This window comes from Kineococcus gypseus (assembly GCF_050871305.1).
GTDB lineage: Bacteria > Actinomycetota > Actinomycetes > Actinomycetales > Kineococcaceae > Kineococcus > Kineococcus gypseus.
Map to the genome: position 1 here is coordinate 19,678 of NZ_JBJLRD010000018.1, position 22,186 is coordinate 41,863.

At 76.0% G+C, this 22,186-nt stretch carries 18 protein-coding genes and 2 tRNA genes; 11 read left to right on the forward strand and 9 right to left on the reverse strand.

The features are described from left to right. The first annotated feature begins 35 nt into the window (after positions 1–35). Both ACRYMN_RS08930 and ACRYMN_RS08935 read left to right on the forward strand, forming a co-directional pair. Positions 36–509, forward strand: a complete 474-nt coding sequence (locus tag ACRYMN_RS08930; protein WP_432494120.1) for a ribose-5-phosphate isomerase — start codon at positions 36–38, stop codon at positions 507–509. A 12-nt stretch (positions 510–521) separates the two neighbouring features. Further along, the gene (locus ACRYMN_RS08935) at positions 522–1,319 is read left to right on the forward strand and encodes an Fpg/Nei family DNA glycosylase (RefSeq protein ID WP_432494122.1); all 798 of its coding nucleotides are present in this window, start codon (positions 522–524) and stop codon (positions 1,317–1,319) included. Between the two features lie 12 nt (positions 1,320–1,331). On the opposite strand, the gene ACRYMN_RS08940 is transcribed toward ACRYMN_RS08935, so the two are convergent. Beyond that, positions 1,332–2,525, reverse strand: coding sequence for a glycerate kinase (locus ACRYMN_RS08940; RefSeq protein WP_432494124.1), 1,194 nt, complete (start codon positions 2,523–2,525; stop codon positions 1,332–1,334). A 44-nt stretch (positions 2,526–2,569) separates the two neighbouring features. Here ACRYMN_RS08940 and ACRYMN_RS08945 point away from each other — a divergent pair, with 44 nt between their 5' ends. Next, entirely contained in the window at positions 2,570–3,058 is a 489-nt protein-coding gene (locus tag ACRYMN_RS08945) for a hypothetical protein (RefSeq protein ID WP_432494126.1), read from the forward strand. Here the strand turns inward: ACRYMN_RS08945 and ACRYMN_RS08950 are convergent. After that, positions 3,026–3,096: transfer RNA gene (locus ACRYMN_RS08950), tRNA-Gly, on the reverse strand. The two genes, ACRYMN_RS08945 and ACRYMN_RS08950, sit on opposite strands and share 33 nt — an antisense overlap. Before the next feature lie 108 nt (positions 3,097–3,204). Here ACRYMN_RS08950 and ACRYMN_RS08955 point away from each other — a divergent pair. The 5 genes from ACRYMN_RS08955 to clpX all read left to right on the forward strand — a co-directional run bounded on the left by ACRYMN_RS08955 (position 3,205) and on the right by clpX (position 7,988). Beyond that, a tRNA-Pro gene (locus ACRYMN_RS08955) sits at positions 3,205–3,278 on the forward strand. A gap of 166 nt (positions 3,279–3,444) precedes the next feature. Beyond that, a complete protein-coding gene (tig, locus tag ACRYMN_RS08960; protein WP_432494128.1) occupies positions 3,445–4,944 on the forward strand; it encodes a trigger factor in 1,500 nt (499 codons plus the stop codon). Between the two features lie 277 nt (positions 4,945–5,221). Then, positions 5,222–5,797, forward strand: coding sequence for an ATP-dependent Clp protease proteolytic subunit (locus ACRYMN_RS08965; RefSeq protein WP_432494213.1), 576 nt, complete (start codon positions 5,222–5,224; stop codon positions 5,795–5,797). A gap of 64 nt (positions 5,798–5,861) precedes the next feature. Next, positions 5,862–6,524: an ATP-dependent Clp protease proteolytic subunit gene (locus ACRYMN_RS08970; protein WP_432494130.1), complete on the forward strand. Its 663-nt coding sequence runs from the start codon at positions 5,862–5,864 to the stop codon at positions 6,522–6,524. Between the two features lie 174 nt (positions 6,525–6,698). Then, positions 6,699–7,988, forward strand: coding sequence for an ATP-dependent Clp protease ATP-binding subunit ClpX (gene clpX / locus ACRYMN_RS08975; protein ID WP_432494132.1), 1,290 nt, complete (start codon positions 6,699–6,701; stop codon positions 7,986–7,988). A gap of 84 nt (positions 7,989–8,072) precedes the next feature. Here the strand turns inward: clpX and ACRYMN_RS08980 are convergent, their stop codons facing one another. The 4 genes from ACRYMN_RS08980 to ACRYMN_RS08995 all read right to left on the reverse strand — a co-directional run bounded on the left by ACRYMN_RS08980 (position 8,073) and on the right by ACRYMN_RS08995 (position 12,473). Beyond that, positions 8,073–8,909, reverse strand: coding sequence for a YceI family protein (locus ACRYMN_RS08980; RefSeq protein ID WP_432494134.1), 837 nt, complete (start codon positions 8,907–8,909; stop codon positions 8,073–8,075). Continuing rightward, on the reverse strand, positions 8,906–11,449 hold the full coding sequence (locus tag ACRYMN_RS08985; protein WP_432494135.1) for an MFS transporter: 2,544 nt from the start codon (positions 11,447–11,449) through the stop codon (positions 8,906–8,908). Before ACRYMN_RS08985 ends, ACRYMN_RS08980 begins: the two co-directional genes overlap by 4 nt. After that, positions 11,446–11,925 carry a MarR family winged helix-turn-helix transcriptional regulator gene (locus tag ACRYMN_RS08990; protein ID WP_432494137.1) on the reverse strand — a complete coding sequence of 160 codons (480 nt, stop codon included), beginning with the start codon at positions 11,923–11,925 and terminating at the stop codon, positions 11,446–11,448. Before ACRYMN_RS08990 ends, ACRYMN_RS08985 begins: the two co-directional genes overlap by 4 nt. A gap of 119 nt (positions 11,926–12,044) precedes the next feature. Next, a complete protein-coding gene (locus ACRYMN_RS08995) occupies positions 12,045–12,473 on the reverse strand; it encodes a MarR family winged helix-turn-helix transcriptional regulator (RefSeq protein ID WP_432494139.1) in 429 nt (142 codons plus the stop codon). 195 nt (positions 12,474–12,668) lie between these two features. On the opposite strand from ACRYMN_RS08995, the gene ACRYMN_RS09000 reads away from it, so the two are divergent. Continuing rightward, positions 12,669–13,268, forward strand: a complete 600-nt coding sequence (locus ACRYMN_RS09000; RefSeq protein WP_432494141.1) for a PadR family transcriptional regulator — start codon at positions 12,669–12,671, stop codon at positions 13,266–13,268. Then, positions 13,268–14,347: an inositol-3-phosphate synthase gene (locus tag ACRYMN_RS09005; protein WP_432494143.1), complete on the forward strand. Its 1,080-nt coding sequence runs from the start codon at positions 13,268–13,270 to the stop codon at positions 14,345–14,347. The genes ACRYMN_RS09000 and ACRYMN_RS09005 overlap by 1 nt, the downstream gene beginning before the upstream one ends. Positions 14,348–14,565: 218 nt before the next feature. Here the strand turns inward: ACRYMN_RS09005 and valS are convergent, their stop codons facing one another. Continuing rightward, positions 14,566–17,217, reverse strand: a complete 2,652-nt coding sequence (valS, locus tag ACRYMN_RS09010) for a valine--tRNA ligase (protein ID WP_432494145.1) — start codon at positions 17,215–17,217, stop codon at positions 14,566–14,568. Between the two features lie 62 nt (positions 17,218–17,279). Between valS and ACRYMN_RS09015 the strand changes: the two genes are divergently transcribed. After that, positions 17,280–18,791 (forward strand): GGDEF domain-containing protein, encoded by a 1,512-nt coding sequence (locus tag ACRYMN_RS09015; RefSeq protein ID WP_432494147.1) that lies wholly within the window; start codon positions 17,280–17,282, stop codon positions 18,789–18,791. Here ACRYMN_RS09015 and ACRYMN_RS09020 read toward each other — a convergent pair. Beyond that, positions 18,763–20,829, reverse strand: a complete 2,067-nt coding sequence (locus tag ACRYMN_RS09020; RefSeq protein WP_432494149.1) for a 3-hydroxyacyl-CoA dehydrogenase NAD-binding domain-containing protein — start codon at positions 20,827–20,829, stop codon at positions 18,763–18,765. The genes ACRYMN_RS09015 and ACRYMN_RS09020 overlap by 29 nt on opposite strands. Continuing rightward, entirely contained in the window at positions 20,829–22,109 is a 1,281-nt protein-coding gene (locus ACRYMN_RS09025; RefSeq protein ID WP_432494151.1) for a thiolase family protein, read from the reverse strand. The genes ACRYMN_RS09020 and ACRYMN_RS09025 overlap by 1 nt, the downstream gene beginning before the upstream one ends. Positions 22,110–22,186 lie beyond the last annotated feature (77 nt).

Consider the following 22,186-nt stretch of genomic DNA (forward strand, 5'->3'; position numbering starts at 1 on the left):
GGGCCCCGCCCGCGCCCTGCTGCCAAGCTGTCGCCATGCGCGTCCACATCGGCACCGACCACGCCGGCTTCGAGCTCAAGCAGCACCTCGTGGCCCACCTGCGCGAGCAGGGCCACGACGTCGTCGACCACGGCGCGGAGCAGTACGACGCCGTCGACGACTACCCGCCCTTCGTGCTGCGGGCCGCGGCCGCGGTGGCCGCCGAGCCGGGCAGCCTGGGCGTCGTCATCGGCGGCTCCGGCAACGGCGAGCAGATCGCCGCCAACGCCGTGCCCGGCATCCGCTGCGCCCTGGCGTGGTCGGTGCAGACCGCCCAGCTGGCGCGCGAGCACAACGACGCGCAGTGCGTGGGCGTGGGCGCGCGCATGCACACCGCCGAGGAGGCCGTCGCCATCGTCGACGCCTTCCTGGCCACGCCGTTCTCCGGCGACCCGCGCCACCAGCGCCGCATCGACATGCTCACCGAGTACGCCCGCACCGGCGAGCTGCCGCCGCTGCCGGGCGCCTGAGCCGGGTCCGGGGTGCCGGAGGGGCACACCGTCCACCGCCTCGCGGCGGACCTGTCCGCCCGCTTCGGCGGGCACCGCCTGGCCGTGGACAGCCCGCAGGGCCGCTTCGCGGACGGTGCGGCCCTGCTGGACGGGCGGGTCGTGGACGGCACCGACGCGCACGGCAAGCACCTGCTCGTCGACTTCGGCGAGGAGCGCCTGCTGCACGTGCACCTGGGCCTGTACGGCAAGTGGGCCTTCGGGCAGGGCGAGCCGCCCGCCCCGCGCGGGGCCGTGCGCCTGCGCCTGGCCGGCGAGCCCGGCTGGGCGGAGCTGCGCGGGCCGACGGCCTGCGAGGTGCTGACGGCCGAGGGGGCCGCGGCGCTGCACGCGCGGCTCGGCGAGGACCCGCTGCGCGAGGACGCCGACCCGCAGCGCGCCTACGCCGCCGTGCACCGCTCGCGGGTGGCCGTCGGCGCGCTGCTCATGCAGCAGGAGGTGGTGGCCGGCATCGGCGCCATCTACCGCGCCGAGGTGCTCTTCCGCTGCGGCGTGGACCCCTACCGGCCCGGCCGGGACGTCTCGCCCGCCGAGTGGGACGCGCTGTGGGAGGACACCGTGCTGCTCATGCGCGCCGGGGTGCGCGCGAACCGCATCGTCACCACCCGCCCGGCGCACCGCTCGCAGCGGCGCGGCCGGCCGGTGGAGGCGGACCGCTTCTACGTGTACCGGCGCGGCGGGCAGCCCTGCCGGGTCTGCGGCACGCCGGTGCGGCACGCGCAGATGGTGGCCCGGCACCTGTTCTGGTGCCCCACCTGCCAGCCCGCCTGAGGCCCGGGCGGCTCAGCGCGCCACGGCCGCGGCCAGCTCCGCCCCCACGCCGCGCGCCAGCTCCTCCAGCAGCGGGCCGGCCAGCGCCACGCAGCGCGCCGGGTCCGGCTCCAGGTCGGTCAGCGCGCGCGCGTCCGCGAAGCCGGCGGCGCGCCAGCGCTGCTCGCCCAGCAGCCGCCGGCCGCTGAGCAGCACCACGGGCGCGCCCAGCGCGGCGGCCGCGCGCGCCACGCCCACGGGCGCCTTCCCGCCCAGCGACTGCTCGTCGAAGCTGCCCTCGCCGGTGAGCACGAGGTCCGCGCCCGCGGCGCGCCCGTCGAAGCCGACCAGCTCCAGCACCACCTGCGCGCCCGGCCGGCGCCGGGCGCCGAGCAGGCCCAGCGCCACCAGCCCGGTGCCGCCGGCGGCGCCGGCCCCCGGCACCGCGCGCGCGTCGGGCGCGCCGGCCGCGGACAGCGCGTCGGCCAGGCGCTCCAGGCCCGCCTCCAGCTGCGCCACCTGCGCCGGGTCGGCGCCCTTCTGCGGGGCGAAGACGGCGGCCGCGCCGCGCGGGCCCAGCAGCGGGTTGTCCACGTCGGCCGCCAGCGTCCAGCGCACCGCGCGCACCCGCGGGTCCAGCCCGTCGAGGTCCACGCGCCGCAGGCGCGCCAGCGCGCCGCCGCCGTCGGGCAGCTCGCGCCCGTCGGCGTCCAGCAGGCGCGCGCCCAGAGCGGCCAGCAGCCCGGCCCCGCCGTCGGTGCAGGCGCTGCCGCCCACGGCGAGCACCACCTCGCGGGCGCCGTCGTCCAGGGCGGCGCGCACGAGCTCGCCGGTGCCGCGGGAGCCGGCCGCCAGCGGTGCGGGCACCCCGCCGGGCAGCCGGTCCAGCCCGGAGGCCTGCGCCAGCTCCACCAGCGCCGCGCCCCCGCCGGGCGCGCGCGCCCAGGTGGCGCGCACGGGCTCGCCGGTGGGGCCGGCCACGGTGCGCTCGGCGGTGCGCCAGCCCGCGGCGGCGGCGGCGGCCACGGTGCCCTCACCGCCGTCGGCGACGGGCACCTCGTCCACGCGCAGCGCCGCCGGCCCGGCACCGGGCAGGACGTGCCCGAAGCCGGCGCGCAGCCCGGCCGCGACGCGGGCGGCCACCTCGGCGGCCGTGAGCGAGCCCTTGAACTTGTCGGGCGCGACGACGACGTGGACGGGCGGCGACAGCGGCGACCGCGTGATCACCGGCCCAGCCTGCCAGGGGCGGGCGGCGGGCGCAGGATGGGCGCGTGGCAGCGGGACGGGCGCGGCTGGGCGCGGGGGACGTGGCGTGCTGGGTGCTCAAGGCGGCCTCGGACCCGCCGGAGCTGCGGGGCGCGCCCGCGGGGCGGGCGGTGCGGCTGAGCCGCTGCGTGCACCCGACGTACCGGCTGGACCTGCTGGCGCCGGGGCAGCCCGTGCTGCTGTGGCGCAGCGGGCCCGCGGCGGGGGTGCGGGCGGTGGGGGAGGTGCTCGCCGGGGCCGTCGACGGGGCCGTGCAGGTGCTGCTGCGCCCGCTGCGCGAGCCGGTGCCGCGCGCGGAGCTGCTCGGCGACGCGCGCTTCCGCGGCGCGGAGGTGGTGCGGGTGCCGGTGGGCGCCAACCCCTCGTACCTGCGCGCGGACGAGCTGGCGGCGGTGCTGGAGCGGCTGGCCCCGGGGGAGGCGCCGGGCGGGCCGGGCCCCGAGGGGCCCGGCCGCGCGCTGAGCGGGCGACGGGAATCGAACCCGCGTAGCTAGTTTGGAAGACTAGGGCTCTACCATTGAGCTACGCCCGCGCGGACGCCGCCCGCGCCCGGCGGGGCGCTGCGCGACGGCCGGGCCCCAGCGTAACGGGTCCGCGGCGGTAGCCTGTGGGGGTGCCCGCCGCACCCCGCGGCGGGCCGCGGGGTGTGGCGCAGCTTGGTAGCGCGTCCGCTTTGGGAGCGGAAGGCCCCCGGTTCGAATCCGGGTACCCCGACGACCACCGACCGGTGCCGCGCGGCCGACGTGCCGCGCGGCTCCGGCGGGACCACCCCCCGGCGCGGACGGCTACGCTTCCGCGGTGCGCCGGGGCACCCCGGTGCACCCGCACGCCTGACCACGACCTCCGCCCCCGCGCGGAGAGACCCCAGGAGATCCCCGCTGTGAAGAGCGACGTCGAGACCCTCAACCCCACCCGGGTGAAGCTGACCGTCGAGGTCGGCTACGACGAGCTGAAGCCGAGCCTCGACGCCGCCTACAAGTCGATCGCGGGCCAGGTGCAGGTGCCGGGCTTCCGCCGGGGCAAGGTCCCCGCGCGCGTCATCGACCAGCGCTTCGGCCGCGCCGCCGTGCTGGAGGAGGCCGTCAACGACGCGCTGCCGAAGTTCTACCAGCGCGCGGTGGAGGAGAAGGACCTGCGCCCCCTGGGCCAGCCCACCGTCGACGTCTCCCAGGCGCCGGACCCGCGCACCGGCGGTGAGCTGCGCTTCTCCGTCGAGGTGGACGTGCGCCCGACGCTGGAGCTGCCCGACCTGGACTCCCTCGAGGTCTCGGTGGACGACCTGTCCGTGCCCGAGGAGGACGTCGAGGCGCGCCTGACCTCGCTGCGCGAGCGCTTCGGCACCCTGACGGGCGTGGACCGCCCGGCCGCCGACGGCGACTTCGTCTCCCTGGACCTGCGCGCCGAGATCGACGGCGAGGAGATCGAGACCGCCAAGGGCATCTCCTACCAGGTCGGCGCCGGCAACATGATCGTCGGCCTGGACGACGCCGTGACCGGCCTGTCCGCCGAGGGCACCACCACCTTCACCGCCCCGCTGGCCGGCGGCGAGCGCAAGGGCCAGGACGCGCAGATCACCGTGACGGTGCAGTCCGTCAAGGAGCGCGTGCTGCCCGACGCCGACGACGACTTCGCCCAGCTGGCCAGCGAGTTCGACACGCTGGAGGAGCTGCGCGCCGACCTGCGCGGGCAGGTCGAGCAGGCCAAGAAGTTCGAGCAGGGCCTGCAGGCGCGCGACCGCGTCCTGGAGAAGCTGCTCGAGCTCGTCGAGGTGCCGGTGCCCGAGTCCCTCGTCGAGGCGGAGATCCACAGCCACCTCGAGCGCGAGGGCCGCCTGGAGGACGCCGAGCACCGCGCCGAGATCGACGGCAGCACCCGCGCCGCGCTGCGCAGCCAGCTGCTGCTCGACGCCCTCGCCGAGCGCGAGGAGATCGGCGTGGAGCAGCAGGAGCTGCTGGAGTACCTGGTCGGCCAGGCCCAGCAGTACGGCATGGAGCCCAACCAGTTCGTGCAGATGGTCGACCAGTCCGGCCAGGTGCCCTCGATGGTCTCCGAGGTGCGCCGCCGCAAGGCGCTGGCCGTGGCCATGGAGCGCGCCACCGTCACGGACGCCTCCGGCGCCGTGGTGGACCTCGAGGAGCTCGTGGGCGGCCCCGAGGAGGGCGAGGACGGCGCCGGGCAGGAGGGCGCCAGGCAGGACGCCGCCGAGGGCGCTGGGCAGGACGCCGCCGGCGGCGCGGGCGAGGGCACCGCGCAGGGCGCCTCGACCGTGGACGAGTCCGGCGAGACGGTCGACCCGGTGGGCGACGACGCGCAGGCCGCGGCCGACGCGGCGGCCGGTGCCGCCGAGCCGCAGGACGGCGGCGAGCGCTCGGGCTCCTGAGGCCCGAGGGGCGCACCGGCACCGCCGCCGGTGCGCCCCGGCCCGCCCGGCCCCGCCGGGCCCGGCGCCCGGTGCGCCCACAGCGAAAAGCCCCCCGCCCCGCCTCGCCCCCCGCGGCCCGAGCGTTAGGGTCGATCGAGATCGGCGGGACGCCCCGCCGTCCCCCCGCACGGGGGTGGTCGACGCCAGGAGAGGGCCAGGGAACAGCGTGAGCGACATCTTGAGCGCACCGGGACTGGTGACGCCGCAGCACGCCCGCACGCCGGGCACGCCGGGGATGGGCCTCGACGACAACGTCTACCAGCGGCTCCTGCAGCAGCGGATCATCTGGCTGGGGTCGGAGGTCCGCGACGAGATGGCCAACGCCATCTGCGCGCAGATGCTGCTGCTGGCGGCCGAGGACCCGGACGCCGACATCTACATGTACATCAACTCGCCCGGCGGCTCGGTGTCCGCGGGCATGTCAATCTACGACACGATGCAGTACATCAAGCCGGACGTGGCGACCATCGCCACGGGCCTGGCGGCCTCGATGGGCCAGTTCCTGCTGTGCGCGGGCGCCCCGGGCAAGCGCTCGGCCTTGCCGCACGCGAAGATCATGATGCACCAGCCGCTGGGCGGGCTGGGCGGCTCCGCCAGCGACATCAAGATCCTCGCCGAGCAGATCATCCTCACCAAGAAGCAGATGGCCGAGCTCATCGCCAAGCACAGCGGCCAGAGCTACGAGAAGGTCACCACGGACTCCGACCGCGACCGCTGGTTCACGGCCGAGGAGGCCCAGGAGTACGGCCTCATCGACCACGTCGTGGGCCGCTCGAGCGAGGTCACGGGCGGCGGGGGCACCGGTGCGTGAGCCCGCGGGCCGCTCCCCGCTGCACCTCCCGCCGCACCTGACCGCCCAGATGGGAGACCGCCCGATGAACCCGAACGGCCGCTTCGACCCCGCGCTGGCGCCCTCGGCGCGCTACGTGCTGCCCCAGTTCGAGGAGCGCACCTCCTACGGGATGAAGCGCTCCGACCCGTACACCAAGCTCTTCGAGGACCGCATCATCTTCCTCGGCGTGCAGGTGGACGACGCCTCGGCGGACGACATCATCGCCCAGCTGATCGTCCTGGAGTCGCAGGACACCGAGCGCGACATCATCATGTACATCAACTCGCCCGGCGGGTCCTTCACGGCCCTGACGGCGATCTACGACACGATGCAGTACATCCGTCCGGACATCCAGACGTACTGCATGGGCCAGGCCGCCTCGGCCGCGGCGGTCCTGCTCGCCGCCGGCACGCCCGGCAAGCGCTTCGCGCTGCCCAACTCGCGCATCCTCATCCACCAGCCGGCCATGTCCGGCGGCGGCTACGGGCAGGCCTCCGACCTGGAGATCCAGGCCAACGAGATCCTGCGGATGCGCACCTGGCTGGAGCAGACGCTGGCCGCGCACTCGGGCCGCACGCCCGAGCAGGTCGGCGCCGACATCGAGCGCGACAAGTTCCTCTCCGCCACCGAGGCCGTCGAGTACGGCCTCATCGACGAGGTCCTCGTCAGCCGCAAGGCGTCGACGTCCGGGGCGCCCACCCTCTAGGCCGGACGAGCGGCGCGTCCGGGGGACCGGTCTGGCACCGTGTCCCCCGGCGGCGTCTAATGAACCCCGCGGGCTCCGCGGGCGGGTAGCGTGGAGGGGTCGTGACGGTGCCGGGCAGCCGGCTCCCGCCGCAGCGGCGGGGCCGTCGAGCAGCACGAGGAGAGGAATCCGTCGGTGGCACGCATCGGTGACGGTGGTGACCTGCTGAAGTGCTCCTTCTGCGGAAAGAGCCAGAAGCAGGTCAAGAAGCTCATCGCGGGGCCGGGCGTCTACATCTGCGACGAGTGCATCGACCTCTGCAACGAGATCATCGAGGAGGAGCTCGCCGAGGCCAACGACCTGGGCCTGGTGGAGCTGCCCAAGCCCCGGGAGATCTTCGAGTTCCTCGACCAGTACGTCATCGGCCAGTCCTCGGCGAAGAAGTCGCTGGCCGTGGCGGTGTACAACCACTACAAGCGCATCCAGGTGGGCGAGCCGGCCGCCAAGGGCCGCGAGGACGCGGTCGAGATCTCCAAGTCGAACATCCTGCTCATCGGCCCCACCGGCTGCGGCAAGACGTACCTGGCGCAGACGCTCGCCAAGATGCTCAACGTCCCCTTCGCCATCGCCGACGCCACGGCCCTGACGGAGGCCGGCTACGTGGGCGAGGACGTGGAGAACATCCTCCTCAAGCTCATCCAGGCGGCCGACTACGACGTCAAGAAGGCCGAGACGGGCATCATCTACATCGACGAGGTCGACAAGATCGCCCGCAAGTCCGAGAACCCCTCGATCACCCGCGACGTCTCGGGCGAGGGCGTGCAGCAGGCGCTGCTGAAGATCCTGGAGGGCACCACCGCGAGCGTGCCGCCGCAGGGCGGGCGCAAGCACCCGCACCAGGAGTTCATCCAGATCGACACGACGAACGTGCTGTTCATCGTGGGTGGCGCCTTCGCCGGCCTGGACCGCATCATCGAGTCCCGCGCCGGCAAGCAGGGCCTGGGCTTCGGCGCCCAGCTGCGCTCGACCACCGCCAAGGCCGAGCCGACGTTCAGCGAGGTCATGCCCGAGGACCTCATGAAGTTCGGGCTCATCCCCGAGTTCATCGGCCGCCTGCCGGTGATCACCTCGGTGGAGAACCTCGACCGCGACGCCCTGGTGCGCATCCTCACCGAGCCGCGCAACGCGCTGGCCAAGCAGTACCAGCGCATGTTCGAGCTGGACGGCGTGGAGCTGGAGTTCACCCCGGACGCGTTGGAGGCCGTGGCCGACCAGGCGATCCTGCGCGGCACCGGCGCGCGCGGTCTGCGCGCCATCATCGAGGAGGTCCTCCTGCCGGTGATGTTCGACGTGCCCAGCCGCGACGACATCGCCCGCGTGGTGGTCACCCGCGAGGTCGTGCTCAAGAACGTCAACCCCACCCTCGTGCCGCGCGAGGCGCCGGCGCGCAAGGGCGGGCGCGAGCGCCGCGAGAAGTCCGCCTGACCCGCCCCGCCCACCGGGCGGACGACGACGGGGCCCCCGCGTGCCGAGCACGCGGGGGCCCCGTCGTCGTCGCGGGGGCCCGCCTCAGCCCCGCTGCTCCTGCCGCAGGACGGCCTGCACGTCGATCGCCACCTTCAGCGTGGTGCCGAAGAGCGCCACGCCCACGCCGACGGCCTGGTTCCAGTTCATCCGGAAGTCGTCGCGGTGCAGCTCCGCGGTGGCGGAGAAGGCGGCGCGGGTGCCGCTCCACGGGTCCTGCGCGGTGCCGGTGTACGTCAGCTCCAGCTGCACCGGGCGGGTGACGTCCAGCAGCGTCAGCTCCCCGGGCAGCGCCCAGCGCCCGTCGCCGGCGCGGTGCACCCCGGAGGCGCCGAAGCGCAGCGCCGGGTGCGCCTCGACGTCGAGGAAGTCCGGCGAGCGCAGGTGCGCGTCGCGCTGGGCGTTGCCGGTGTCGATGGAGGCGGCCTCGACCTCCACGCGCACGCTCGAGGCGCTCACCTCGGCCGGGACGGTGATGACGCCGCTGAAGCGCGTGAAGCGCCCGTGCACGGCGGACAGGCCCAGGTGGTGCGCGGTGGCGGTGATCGAGGAGTGCGCCGGGTCGATCTCCCAGGTGCCCGGCGGGGGCACCTCCTCGCCGCCCTGCCGGCGCAGCCGCACCTCGCCCACGGGCCAGGTGCCCGCGGCGGGCACCACCACGGCCGAGGCGCGCGGCTCGTGCGCCGGCGCGGCCACGATCATCGTGGCGGGACCGGCCGGCAGGGACGGCAGCGCGAAGGTGCCGTCCCCGCCGGTGACGGCCCGGGCGAGCTGGCCGCCGTCGGCGCCCAGCAGGGTGATCGAGGCGCCCGGCACCGGCCAGCCCTCCCGGGTGAGGACCCGGCCCCGCGCGGTGGTGCCCGCCTCGGCCGGCGCGCTCACCGCTGCGCGCCGCTGGGCGCGCCCTCGTGCGCCCCGTCGTGGGAGGCGTCGTGCGCGTCGGAGGGGGTGCCCAGCTCCACGCGCACCGCGCTGACGGCGTCCTCGCGCACGTCCACGCCGGTGGCCACGGGGGCGAAGCCGGCGGCGGTGAGGGTGTAGCGGCCCTGGGCGAGGTCCTCGAAGCCGTAGGCGCCGTCCTCGCCGGTGACGGCGGTGCCGACGACCTCGCCGTCGGTGTCGACGAGGGTGACGGTGGCCTCGCGCACGCCGCGGCCGTCGCTGGCGGCCACGACCGTGCCGGTCAGGCGCCCGCCGCCGCTGAGCAGCAGGTCGCAGGCCAGCGCCCCGGCGTCGGGCACGTCCACGCTGCGGGCCAGGGGGCGGTGCTCGTCGCTGCGGGCGGTGAGCACGTAGGTGCCCCCGACGAGGTCGCCGAAGGAGTAGGAGCCGTCGGCGCCGCTGCGCGTGGAGCCGACGACCTGGCCGGTGACGTCGGTGAGGGTGACCAGCGCGCCGGTCACGCCGTGGTGGGCGTCGGTGCCGGCGTCGTGCGCCTGCACCCGCCCGGTGATCGCCGAGCGGCCGGACAGGACCACGTCGCGCTGCACGGCGCCGGCGCCGACGGCCACCAGCGACGCGGCGGGCGCCACGTGCGGGGCCGCGACGATGAGCAGGTACGTGCCCCCGGTGGGCAGCTCGACGCGGTAGGCGCCGTCCTCGCCGCTGGAGGTGCGCGCCACCTGCCGGCCGGCCTGGTCGGCCAGCGTCACCACCGCCCCGGGCAGGGGCCGTGCGTCGGCGCGGCGCACGGTGCCGGAGAGCGCCAGGCCCGCGTCGCTGCGCGTGGCCTGCGCCGGCACGGCGGGGCCGGTGCCGTCGACCGCGGGGGAGGCGGGCGCGGGGGCGTCGCCGCGCTCGCCGCCGGCCACGGGCGGGACCACCGCGGTGGTGCCGGTGGCGCTGGCGCCCTCGGGGACCATCGTGCCGGCCGGGCCGTCGTCGGCGCGCAGCGCGCGCTCGGTGAAGAAGAAGCTCACCACGAGGGCGACGAGGGCGAACGGCGCGGCGATGAGGAAGACGTCGGCGATCGCCGAGCCGTAGGCGGACTGCACGAGGGCACGCACCGGCCCCGGCAGGGCGTCCAGGGACGGCACGCCGCCCTCGGTGCCCAGGGCCGCGCCGACGGCGCGCGGGTCCAGGCCGCGCGCGACGACGCCCTCGGTGATGTGGTCGGTGACGCGGTGGCCGAGCACGGCGCCCAGGGCGGACACGCCGACGGCGCCGCCGAGGCTGCGGGAGAAGGCCACGAAGGAGCTGGCCGAGCCGAGGTCCTTCGGCTCGGCGACGTTCTGCACGGCGAGCACGAGGTTCTGCATCATCATGCCGACGCCCAGGCCGACGAGGGCCATGTACGGCGCGACGACCCAGTAGTCCGTGTCGTGGCCGACGGTGCCCATGAGGCCCAGCCCGGCGGTGAGCAGGAAGCCGCCGGCGATGAGCCAGCCCTTCCAGCGGCCGGTGCGGGTGATGAACTGCCCGGCGACCGTCGAGGCCAGGAACAGCCCCACGATCATCGGGATCGTCGACAGGCCCGAGCGCGTCGGCGACTGCCCGCGCCCGAGCTGGAAGTACTGGCTCAGGAAGATGGTGGCGCCGAACATCGCCACGCCGACGAAGAGGCTGGCCAGGGCGGAGAGCACGATCGTGGGGTTGCGGAAGAACTTCAGCGGCACGATCGGGTCCGTGGCCCGCGACTCGGCCAGCACCGCCAGGGCCAGCAGCACCACGCCGGCGGCGACGAGCGCGACGGTCCACCACGAGCCCCACGCGAACTGCTGACCGGCCAGGGAGACCCAGACGAGCAGCGCGGAGACGCCGCCGGCCAGCAGCAGCGCGCCGAGGTAGTCGATGTGGACCTCGTGCCTGGCCTGCGGCGGCAGCTTCAGGCGGAACTGCAGCACGAAGAACGCCAGCACCGCGAAGGGCACGCCGACGTAGAAGCACCAGTGCCAGGACAGGTGCTCGGTGAGCACGCCGCCGATGAGCGGGCCGCCCACGGTGGCCAGGGCGAAGGTGGCGCCCAGGTAGCCGGAGTAGCGCCCGCGCTCGCGGGGGGTGACCATCGAGGCCAGGATGACCTGCGCCAGCGCCATGAGGCCGCCGCCGCCGATGCCCTGGAAGACGCGCAGGGTGATGAGCATCCCCATGTTCGTCGAGAGCCCGGCCACGGCCGAGGCGACGACGAAGACGACCAGGGCGACCTGGACGAGCGCCTTCTTGGAGAAGGTGTCGGCGAGCTTGCCCCAGATAGGGGTGGAGATGGTCGTGGCCAGCAGCGCGGCGGTGACGACCCACGTGTAGCTGGACTCGGTGCCGCCGAGGTCGCTGACGATCGTCGGCAGGGCGTTGGAGACGACCGTCGAGGACAGGATCGCGACGAACATGCCGAGCAGCAGCCCGGACAGCGCCTCCAGGACCTGCTGGTGGGTCATCTTGACGGGGGCCGCCCCCGGTCGGGCGGCGGTGGCGGTGGCGCTCATGCGTTCCCCTGCACGGTCTTCTCCTCGGTGGTGGTCCCGGCGGTGGCGCCGGTGGGGGTGCCGGCCAGCTTCTGCAGCAGGCGGGTCAGGTGGTCGATCTCGGCGTCGTCCCAGTCGGCCAGGCGCTGCACGAGGGCCTGGACGACCCGCTCGCGCCGGGTGCGCAGCTCCTCGGCCCCCGCGGCCGTCACGCGCAGGCGCTGCGAGCGGCCGTCGTCGGGGTCGGGGGAGGTCTCCAGCAGGCCGTCGGCGCGCAGGTGGGCCAGGTGCCGGCTGACGGTGGACAGGTCCAGGCCGAGCCGGTCGGCGACCTCGGTGGCGCGCAGGCTGCCGTGCTCGTGCACGACGGCCAGCGCGCTGGTGGTGGGCAGCGGTGCGGCACCGGTCAGCCCCCGGCGCGCCCGCACGAGGTGCGGGAGCACGGAGACCAGGGCGGCGCAGGCGGCGGCGGTGGCCATGGTGACCTCGGTCCACATGTTGGTGTGTGCAAGCAACGATATGCCGAGTGGTTGCACCACGCAAGCGTGCGCCCGTGCGCACCGGTCCGCGCGGCGGGGCGGGCCGGGCGGCGGGGCGGGCCTGGCGGCCCGCGGCGTCAGATCTGGGAGTTCAGGCGCGCCACGAGGCTGGCCAGCTGCGTCATGTCCGCCTCCGACCAGTCCTTCAGCCGCGAGTGCAGGCGCTCGCGGCGGGCCTGGCGGGCGGCGTGCACCTTCTCGGTGCCCACCGCGGACAGCCGCAGGCGCACGGCGCGGCCGTCGGTGGGGTCGGTGGAGCGCTCGACCAGGCCGAGGGTCTCCAGCAGCTGGACCTGCCGGCTCAGCGTGGGCTTGCCGATGCCGAAGAAGGTCGCCAGGTCCGAGGGGCGCGCCTCGCCGACGTCGTCCAGGCGCACCAGCAGGCTGTACGCCTCCGGTTCGAGGTCGGGGTGCACCGTGCGGGCCGTCTCCCGGCCGATCGCGCGCGAGCGGCGCAGCAGGACGGTGAGCTCCCGCTCCAGTTGTTCGGCCGCCTCGGAGTGCACGGGGGCAGGCTACCTCCGCCACCGGCCCCGCGGGGCGGTGCCCGATCACCCCGGCGCGTCGGGTTGTCCGCGCCGGACCGCCCACCTAGGGTGACGCCGATGCATCGGACCGATGCATCGGGGGAGGTGCGGTGGCAGAGCCGCCCGCGCCCTCCCGCGGTGGTCCCGAGTCGTCCCGGTGGGGAGGTGGTCGTCGTGCGCAGGCGGGGTGACGTCCTCCCGATGGCCGTGCTCGCGCTGCTGGCCGACGGCCCGCTGCACGGCTACGAGATCCGCCGGCGCCTCGACGTGCGGCTGGGCGCCTTCCGCGCCCTCTCCTACGGCACCCTCTACCCCTGCCTGCGCGCCCTGCAGGCCGGCGGGTGCCTGACCGAGACCACGGGCCAGCACGCGGTCGGCGCCGTCGGCGCCAAGCGCGCGCGCGTCGTGTACGAGATCACCGCGCGCGGCAGGGAGCGGCTCGCCGAGCTGCTGGAGGAGGCCGGTCCCGCCGCCTGGGAGGACGACGCGTTCGGGGTGCGCCTGGCGCTGTTCCAGCGCGTCGCGCCCCGCACGCGGCTGCGCGTGCTGGAGGGCCGGCGCGCCCGGCTCCTCGAGCGGCTCGAGCAGCTGTCCGTCTCCGTCGAGCGGGCGCAGGCCCAGGCCCAGCTCGACGCGTACGCCCTCGAGGCCCAGCGCCACGGCCTGGAGATCGTCCGCAGCGAGGTCGACTGGCTCGACCGCCTCATCACGGCCGAGCGCCGTGCGTCCCCCCGGCCGGTGAGCCCGGCCGGACCCCCTCCAGAGGAGAGTTGATGTCCGAGATCCGTGTCGCGATCGTGGGGGTCGGCAACTGCGCCGCCTCCCTCGTCCAGGGCGTCCACCACTACGCCGACGCCGACGACACCGCGACCGTGCCCGGCCTGATGCACGTGCGCTTCGGCGAGTACCACGTCCGCGACGTCACGTTCGTCGCCGCGTTCGACGTCGACGACAAGAAGGTCGGCACCGACCTCGCCGACGCCATCGGCGCCAGCGAGAACAACACCATCAAGATCGCCGACGTGCCGACCACCGGCGTGACCGTCCAGCGCGGCCCCACCCTCGACGGCCTGGGCCGCTACTACCGCGAGACGATCACCGAGTCCAGCGCCGAGCCCGTGGACGTGGTGGCCGCGCTGCGCGAGGCGCGCGTCGACGTCGTCGTCTGCTACCTGCCCGTCGGCTCCGAGGACGCGGCGAAGTACTACGCCCAGTGCGCCATCGACGCCGGCTGCGCGTTCGTCAACGCCCTGCCGGTCTTCATCGCGGGCACCCCGGAGTGGGCGCAGAAGTTCACCGACGCGGGCCTGCCCATCGTCGGCGACGACATCAAGTCCCAGGTCGGCGCGACCATCACCCACCGGGTGCTGGCCAAGCTGCTGGAGGACCGCGGCATCAAGCTCAAGCGGACGTACCAGCTCAACGTCGGCGGCAACATGGACTTCAAGAACATGCTGGAGCGCGACCGCCTGGAGTCCAAGAAGATCTCCAAGACCCAGGCCGTCACCAGCAACGTCCACGCCGACTTCGGCACCCGCGACGTGCACATCGGGCCCAGCGACTACGTCCAGTGGCTCGACGACCGCAAGTGGGCCTACGTGCGCCTGGAGGGCGAGGCGTTCGGCGGCGTGCCGCTGAACCTGGAGTACAAGCTCGAGGTCTGGGACTCCCCGAACTCCGCCGGCGTCATCATCGACGCGGTGCGCGCGGCCAAGATCGGCCTGGACCGCGGCATCGGCGGCCCGCTGCTGTCCCCCTCGGCGTACTTCATGAAGTCCCCGCCGGAGCAGCGCGACGACGAGACCGGCCGCGCCGCCCTCGAGGCGTTCATCGCCGGGACCGTCGAGCGCTGACCGCCCGTCCCCCCGCGAGGGCCCCGTGGTGCCACGTGCACCGCGGGGCCTTCGCGTTCCCCGTCCCCCCTGGTGTCGGGTTCGGCGCCGGGTGGTCAGGACGGGGAGGGTGGCCGGAGCACCCGCCGACGCCCGCGCCACGGCGACCACGGCACCGCGAGGACGGGACGAGGACGGGCCGCCCCGCAGGCGGTGGGGCGGCCCGTCGGGCGAGCGCGTCAGTCCTGCGCGGCGATCTCCGCCTTGGCGGTGAGCACCGGCGCCTGCTCGCCCTCGGCGACCGGCACCTCCTGCCAGGTGATCGAGGCCGCGCGGCCGGCGGCCAGCACGTCGGCCTCCGCGCGGGCGGCGTCGGCGATCGCGCCGGCGGGGCCGACGACGGTGGCGGCGGTCAGCGCGGTCTTCTGCGAGACCTTCGCCTCGCTCTTGACCTTGCGCAGCGCCGACAGCGCCTGCCCGGCGCCGCCGAGCACCCCGAGCGCGTCGGTGTCCGCGGCGGCCGGGCCCAGCTCGTCGACGAGCGGCCAGGTGGCGGTGTGCACCGAGCCGTCCTGCCACCACGACCACACCTCCTCGGCGGCGAACGGCAGGAACGGGGCGAACAGGCGCAGCAGGGTGCGCAGCGCGATCGCCGCGGTCGCCCGCGCCGAGGCCTGCGGGCCCTCGCCGCGCGCGCCGTAGGCGCGGTCCTTGACCAGCTCGACCCAGTCGTCGCAGAAGGTCCAGAAGAACCGCTCGGTGACGTCCAGGGCGGTGGCGTGGTCGTAGCGCTCGAAGGCGTCGGTGGCGGTGCGCACCACCTGCGCCAGGTGGGCCAGGACGCTGGCGTCCAGGGCCTCGGTGACCGCGGCCGGGTCGGCGGCGGTGCCGCGCTCGACGCCCAGGCCCAGGACGAACTTCGAGGCGTTGAGCAGCTTGACCGCCAGCCGGCGGCCGACCTTCATCTGCCCGGTGTCGAAGGTGGCGTCGGTGCCCAGCCGGGAGGACGCCGCCCAGTAGCGCACCGCGTCGGAGCCGTGCTCCTCCAGCAGGGCCAGCGGGGTGACGACGTTGCCCCTCGACTTGGACATCTTCTTGCGGTCCGGGTCGAGGATCCAGCCCGACAGCGCCGCGCGCGACCACGGCAGCCCGCCGGTCTCCAGGTGCGAGCGCACCACGGTGGAGAACAGCCAGGTGCGGATGATGTCCTGCCCCTGCGGGCGCAGGTCCATCGGGTAGACCCGGGCGAACAGGTCCTCGTCGCGCTCCCAGCCGCTGACCAGCAGCGGGGTCAGCGAGGAGGTGGCCCAGGTGTCCATGACGTCGGGGTCGGCGGCGAAGCCGCCGGGCAGACCGCGCTGGTCCTCGGTGTAGCCGGGGGCCGCCTCGGCGGCCGGGTCCACCGGCAGGGACGCCTCGTCCGGGACGATCGGGGAGTCGTGGACCGGCTCGCCGTCGGCGTCGAGCGGGTACCAGACGGGGAAGGGCACCCCGAAGAAGCGCTGCCGCGAGATGAGCCAGTCGCCGTTGAGCCCGGAGACCCAGTGGTCGTAGCGGTGCTTCATGTGCTCGGGGTGCCAGGCCAGCTGCGCGCCGCGCTCCAGCAGCGCGGAGCGCAGGTCCGCGTCGCGCCCGCCGTTGCGCAGGTACCACTGCCGGGTCGAGACGATCTCGAGGGGGCGGTCGCCCTTCTCGTAGAACTTCACCGGGTGGGTGATCCGCTCCGGCTCGCCCACCATGTCCCCGGAGGCCTGCAGCGCCTCGACGATCGCCTTCTGGGCGCTGAACACCGTCGTCCCGGCGATCGAGGCGTAGAGCTCCGCGCCCGGCCCGTCCGCCAGCCACGCCGGGGTCTCGCGCAGCAGCCGGCCGTCGCGGCCGACGACGGCCCGGTTCGGCAGCTGCAGCTCCCGCCACCAGGTGATGTCGGTGGTGTCGCCGAAGGTGCAGATCATGGCGATGCCCGACCCCTTCGCGGGGTCGGCCAGCTCGTGCGCCAGCACCGGCACCTCGACGCCGAACAGCGGCGTGCGCACCGTGGTGCCGAACAGCGGCTGGTAGCGCTCGTCGTCGGGGTGGGCCACCAGCGCCACGCAGGCCGGCAGCAGCACCGGGCGGGTCGTCTCGACGAACACCGGCTCGCCCCCGGCGGTGGGGGTGAAGCCGATCCGGTGGTAGGCGCCCTCGGTCTCGCGGTCCTCCAGCTCGGCCTGCGCGACGGCCGTGCGGAACGTCGTGTCCCACAGCGTCGGCGCCTGCTGGGAGTAGGCCTCGCCGCGGGCGAGGTTGCGCAGGAAGGCGCGCTGCGCGGTGGCGCGCGAGGACGCCGAGATCGTGGAGTACGTGTGCGACCAGTCCACCGACAGGCCCAGGCGCCGCCACAGCGACTCGAAGACCTGCTCGTCCTCGGCGGTCAGCCGGTCGCACAGCTCGACGAAGTTGCGCCGCGAGACCTGCGCGAAGTCGCGGTCGTTCTTCGGCGCCTTCTCCGGCGGGGTGAAGGAGGGGTCGTACGGCAGCGAGGGGTCGCAGCGCACGCCGTAGTGGTTCTGCACGCGCCGCTCGGTGGGCAGGCCGTTGTCGTCCCAGCCCATCGGGTAGAAGACCGACTTGCCGCGCATGCGCTGGAAGCGGGCGACGACGTCGGTGTGGGTGTAGCTGAAGACGTGCCCGACGTGCAGCGAGCCGGAGACGGTGGGCGGCGGGGTGTCGATGGAGTAGACGTCGGCGCGCTCGGCGGTGCGGTCGAAGGCGTAGGTGCCGGCCTCCTGCCAGGCCGGGGCCCAGCGCTGCTCCAGGCCGTCCACGGTGGGGCGGTCGGGCACCGAGACGCCGGTGGCGGTGCCGTCCGGTCGGTGCTGGGGGGCGGGCGCGGTGCTGGCGTCGGACATGCCCCCATCATCCCGCAGCCCGCGGGGGTGAAGAGCGCGGTCCGCGGCGTCGATGACCCACCGTGCACCGCACCCGCCGCCGTCCGGCCCCCTGGGCCGCGTACCTGGTGCTCGCCGGCGCGCTCGCGGTGCTGACCTCCTGCCTGGGCGGCCTGGCCCGCGACGCGCTCATCGCGTGCGTGAGCGCCTCCAGCGCGCTGGCCGTCGCCGCCGGGGTGCGCCTGCACCGCCCGGTGCGCGCGGCGTCGTGGTGGTGGATGGCCGCGGGGCTGGGCGCGTGGGCGCTCGGCGACGCGCTGTGGGCGCTGGTGTACGAGGTGCTCGGCTCGCGCGAGTACCCCGCCGCGCCGGACGTGGCCTACCTGCTGGCCTACCCGCTGCTGGGGGCGTCCCTGCTGCGCCTGGCGCGCTCGGCGCGACCGGGCCGCGACCTCGAGGGCGTCATCGACGCGACCGTGCTCTCGGTGGGGGCCGGGCTGCTGTCGTGGGTGTTCCTGCTGCGCCCGGCGCTGGGTCAGCTGGAGGAGGACCTGCTCGGCGGGGCCGTCAGCGCGGCCTACCCCCTCGGCGACGTCTTCGTCCTGGCGGTGCTGGTGCGGCTGGTCTCGGCGGCGGGCACGCGCTCGGCGAGCTCGCGGCTGCTGGTGGCCGCCGTCGGGCTCATGCTCGCCGCGGACGTCGCCTTCCAGGTGGTGTACGCCGTCACCGGCTACGACGTGGTGTTCCTGGACCCGGTGTGGATGGCCAGCTACGTGCTGTGGGGGGCGGCGGCGCTGCACCCCTCGATGCGCCGGCTCTCCGACCCCGCCCCCGACCGCGGCAGGGGCCTGGGCGCCGGCCGCCTGGCGCTGCTGGCGGGGGCGAGCCTGCTCTCGCCGGGCACCCTGGCCCTGCAGCTGCTCACCGGTGCGCCGCTGTCGGCGTGGGCGGTGGTGCTGACCTCCTCGGTGCTGTTCCTGCTCGTGGTGGCGCGCATGTGGACGCTGCTGCGCCGGCTGGGCGCGCAGGCGGGCCAGCTGGACGCGCTGGCGCGCACCGACGCGCTGACGGGGCTGCCCAACCGCCGCAGCGCCGACGCGGAGCTGCAGCGGCTGCGCGCGCGGGCGGCGGCCGCCGGCACGCCGCTGGTCGTGGCGCTGCTGGACCTGGACCGCTTCAAGCGCTTCAACGACGGCTTCGGGCACGCCGCCGGCGACGCGCTGCTCGTGGGCGCCGCGCGCGCCTGGGAGCGCGAGCTGCCCGGCGGGGTGCTGCTGGGCCGCTGGGGCGGGGAGGAGTTCCTCGTGGCCGCCGAGGGCCTAGGGCCCGGCCGGGTGGAGGCGCTGCTGCAGCGGCTGCGGGAGGTGGTGCCCTCGGGGCAGTCCTTCTCGGCGGGCCTGGCGCTCTGGGACGGCGCCGAGGCGCCGGAGGCGCTGCTCGCCCGCGCCGACGGCGCGCTGTACGCGGCCAAGGCGGCCGGGCGCGGGTGCACCCGGCGCGCCCCCGGCCCGGGCGCACCGGGCGGGGCGCCCGCGCCGGGGCGGCCCGCGCCGGTGGCGGGGGCGCTCAGCCCGGGTGGAAGCGGCGGCCGGTGACGCGCTCGGAGGCGCCGACGCGGTCCAGGTAGGGCGTGGCGCCCCCGGTGGAGAGGGGGTGGCCGGTGCCCAGCACGAGGCACACGTCGACGTCCTCGGGGCCGGCGACGACGCCCTCGTCGAGCACGCGGCGCACCTCGTCGGCCAGGGCGTCCTGCACCCGGCGCAGCAGCTCGGGCCCGCCGACCGGCTCCCGGCCCTGCACGAGCACCCGCTCGGCGGCGCCGGTGGCCTCCACCGGCCCCCGCTCGGTGACCAGCGGCGGTGAGCCCGCCTCGACCCAGCGGCGCAGGTTGTCCGAGACGCGGTAGCGCCCGGGGAACGCGGCCGCCAGCGCCTCGTGCACGTGCAGCATGACCGCCGGCCCCACGAACGAGGCCAGCCGGAAGGGCGTCATGGGCAGGCCCAGCTCGTCCAGGGCGTGCTCGGCCTCCAGCAGCGGGGTGCCGGCGTCCACGGCGCGCAGCACCTCGTCGAACACCCGGGTGGAGATGCGGTTGACGACGAAGGCGGGCGCGTCGCGCACGGGCACGCACGTCTTGCCCAGCTGCGCGCCCACCGCGAACGCGGTCGCCAGGGTCGCCTCGTCGGTGGAGGGCGTGCGCACGACCTCCACCAGCGGCAGCACCGCGACGGGGTTGAAGAAGTGCAGCCCGACGAACCGCTCGGGGTGCTCCAGCACCGAGGCCATCGCCGTGACCGACAGGGAGCTGGTGTTGGTGGCGACGACGGCGTCCTCGCGCAGCAGCGGCTCCACCTCGCGCAGCACGGCGTGCTTGACGGCCATCTCCTCGAACACCGCCTCGACCACGAGGTCGCAGTCGGCCAGCGCGGCCTTCTCGACCGACCCGGACGCGCTCGCCCTCAGCCGGTCCGCGGTGCCGGGCGTGAGGCGGCCCCGGGCGAGCAGGTCGTCCACGCCGGAGCGCACGGCCGCGAGCCCCTGCGCGACGCGGGCCTCGTCGACGTCGGTGAGCACCACGGGCACCTGCAGCCGGTGCAGCAGCAGCAGCGCGATCTGGCTCGCCATCCGCCCGGCGCCGACGACGCCCGCGCGGGTGACCGGCCGGGCCAGCTCCCGCGGGGGCGCCCCGGCGGGCTCCTTGCGGTAGCGCTGCACGAGGTCGAAGGCGTACAGCGAGGCGCGCAGCTGCGGGGAGGCGACGAGGTCGGCGATCGCCTCGTCCTCGGCGGCGAAGTGCGCCTCGCGGGTGCTCGTGCGCGCGGCCGCGATCAGGTCCAGCGCCCGGTACGGGGCGGGCGCGGCGCCGCGCACGCGGGCGTCGGCCGCGGCGCGCCCGCGCGCGACGGCCGCCTCCCACGCGGCGGCCTCCTCGGCCCCCGGCAGCGGCGCGCGCCGCGGCACGCGCACCCGCCCGGCGAGGACGGCGGCCGTCCAGCGCAGCGACTGCACCAGGAAGTCGGCCGGTTCCAGCGCCACGTCGGCGATGCCGAGCTGCACGGCCGCGGGACCGGTGAGCGTGCGGTCGCCCGCCAGCGGGTCCTGCACGGCGACGCGCACGGCGACGTCGGGACCGGCCAGGTGCGGCAGCAGCCAGGTGCCGCCCCAGCCGGGCACCAGGCCCAGGCGGGTCTCGGGCAGGCCCAGGCCGCGGGCGGTGGTGGCCACCGTGCGGTACGTGGCGTGCAGGGCGGTCTCCAGCCCGCCGCCCAGGGCCGTGCCGCCGACGTACGCGAACGACGGCACGCCCAAGGTGGCGAGCCGGCCGAGGACCTCGTGGCCCAGGCGCCCGGTGGCCAGCCCCGCCGCGCGGTCGGCGCCGGCCACCGCCTTCAGGTCCGCCCCGGCGCAGAAGGTCCCCTGCGCGCCGGTGACGCCCACGGCGGCGACCTCGCCGGCGGCGGCCAGGTGCGCGGCCTCCTCCAGCGCCTCGCGCAGCTGCGCCAGCGCCGCGGCGCCCAGCACGAACGGGCGGCGCGGCTCGCCGGGGTCCAGGGTCAGCAGGGCCAGGCGGGCGGGTCCGGCGGGCTGCCCGGGCGCGCCGGGCAGGTCCACGACGCGCACGTGCACGGGCATCAGCGGGCCTCCCCGTCGGTGGTGGCGCTGGCGGTGGTGGCGCTCGCGGTGGTGGCGCTGGCGGCGGTGGGCTCGTACTCGGCGTGGTGCGGGTTCTCCCAGAGCACCGTGGCGCCCTGCCCGAGCCCGACGCACAGGGCGGTCAGGCCGTAGCGGACCTCGGGGTGCTCGGCGAACTGCCGGGCCAGCTGGGTCATCAGCCGCACGCCGGAGGCGGCCAGCGGGTGGCCGATCGCGATCGCGCCGCCGTAGGGGTTCACGCGCTCGTCGTCGTCGGCGAGGCCGAAGTGGTCCAGGAAGGCGAGGACCTGCACGGCGAAGGCCTCGTTGAGCTCGAACAGTCCGATGTCCTCGATCGTCAGGCCCGCGCGCGCCAGCGCCTTCTCGGTGGAGGGGATCGGGCCCAGGCCCATGACGCCCGGCTCGACGCCGGCGTGGGCGAAGCCGACCAGGCGCATGCGGGCGCTCAGGCCCAGCTCGGCGGCGGTGCCCTCCTCGGCGAGCAGGCAGGCGGTGGCGCCGTCGGTCAGGGGCGAGGCGTTGCCGGCGGTGACGCGCCCGTGGGGGCGGAAGGGGGTGCGCAGGCCCGCCAGGGCCTCGACGGTGGTGTCCGGGCGGGCCAGCTCGTCGGCGGTGGCCAGGCCCCAGCCCCGCCCGGCGACGGAGGTGGCCACGGGCACGAGGTCGGCGCCGATGCGCCCGGCGGCCACCGCCGCCGCGAACTTCCGCTGGCTGGCGGCCGCGTACTCGTCGGTGCGCCGGCGGGTCAGGGCGGGGGAGCGGTCGTGCAGCGCCTCGGCGGTCCTGCCCATGTCCAGGGCGTCGGCGTCGACGAGGCGCTCGGCGAGGAAGCGCGGGTTGGGGTCCAGGCCCTGCCCGAGGGGGTGGCGGCCCATGTGCTCCACGCCGCCGGCCAGCGCCACGTCCAGGGCGCCGACGGCGATGCAGGCGGCGACCGTGGTGACCGCGGTCACGGCGCCGGCGCACCAGCGGTCGACCGCGTAGCCGGGGGTGCTCACCGGCAGACCGGCCAGCAGCGCGGCGCTGCGCCCGAGCACCAGCCCCTGGTCGCCGCTCTGCGTGGCGGCCGCGACCGCGACCTCCTCCACGCGCTCGGGCGGCAGGGAGGGGTTGCGCCGCAGCAGCTCGCGCAGGCACGCGACGACGAGGTCGTCGGCGCGCGTGCCGGCGTGCAGCCCGTCGGGGCGGGCCCTGCCGAAGGGGGTGCGCACGCCGTCGGCGAACACGACGCCGCGCGCTGCGGGGGCGGAGCGGGCCACGGGACCTCCTCGTTCGGTGGCGGCGGGCCGCGCGCGGCGGCCCGGCGCCACCGTACGCCCGCACCCCGGGTACGCGG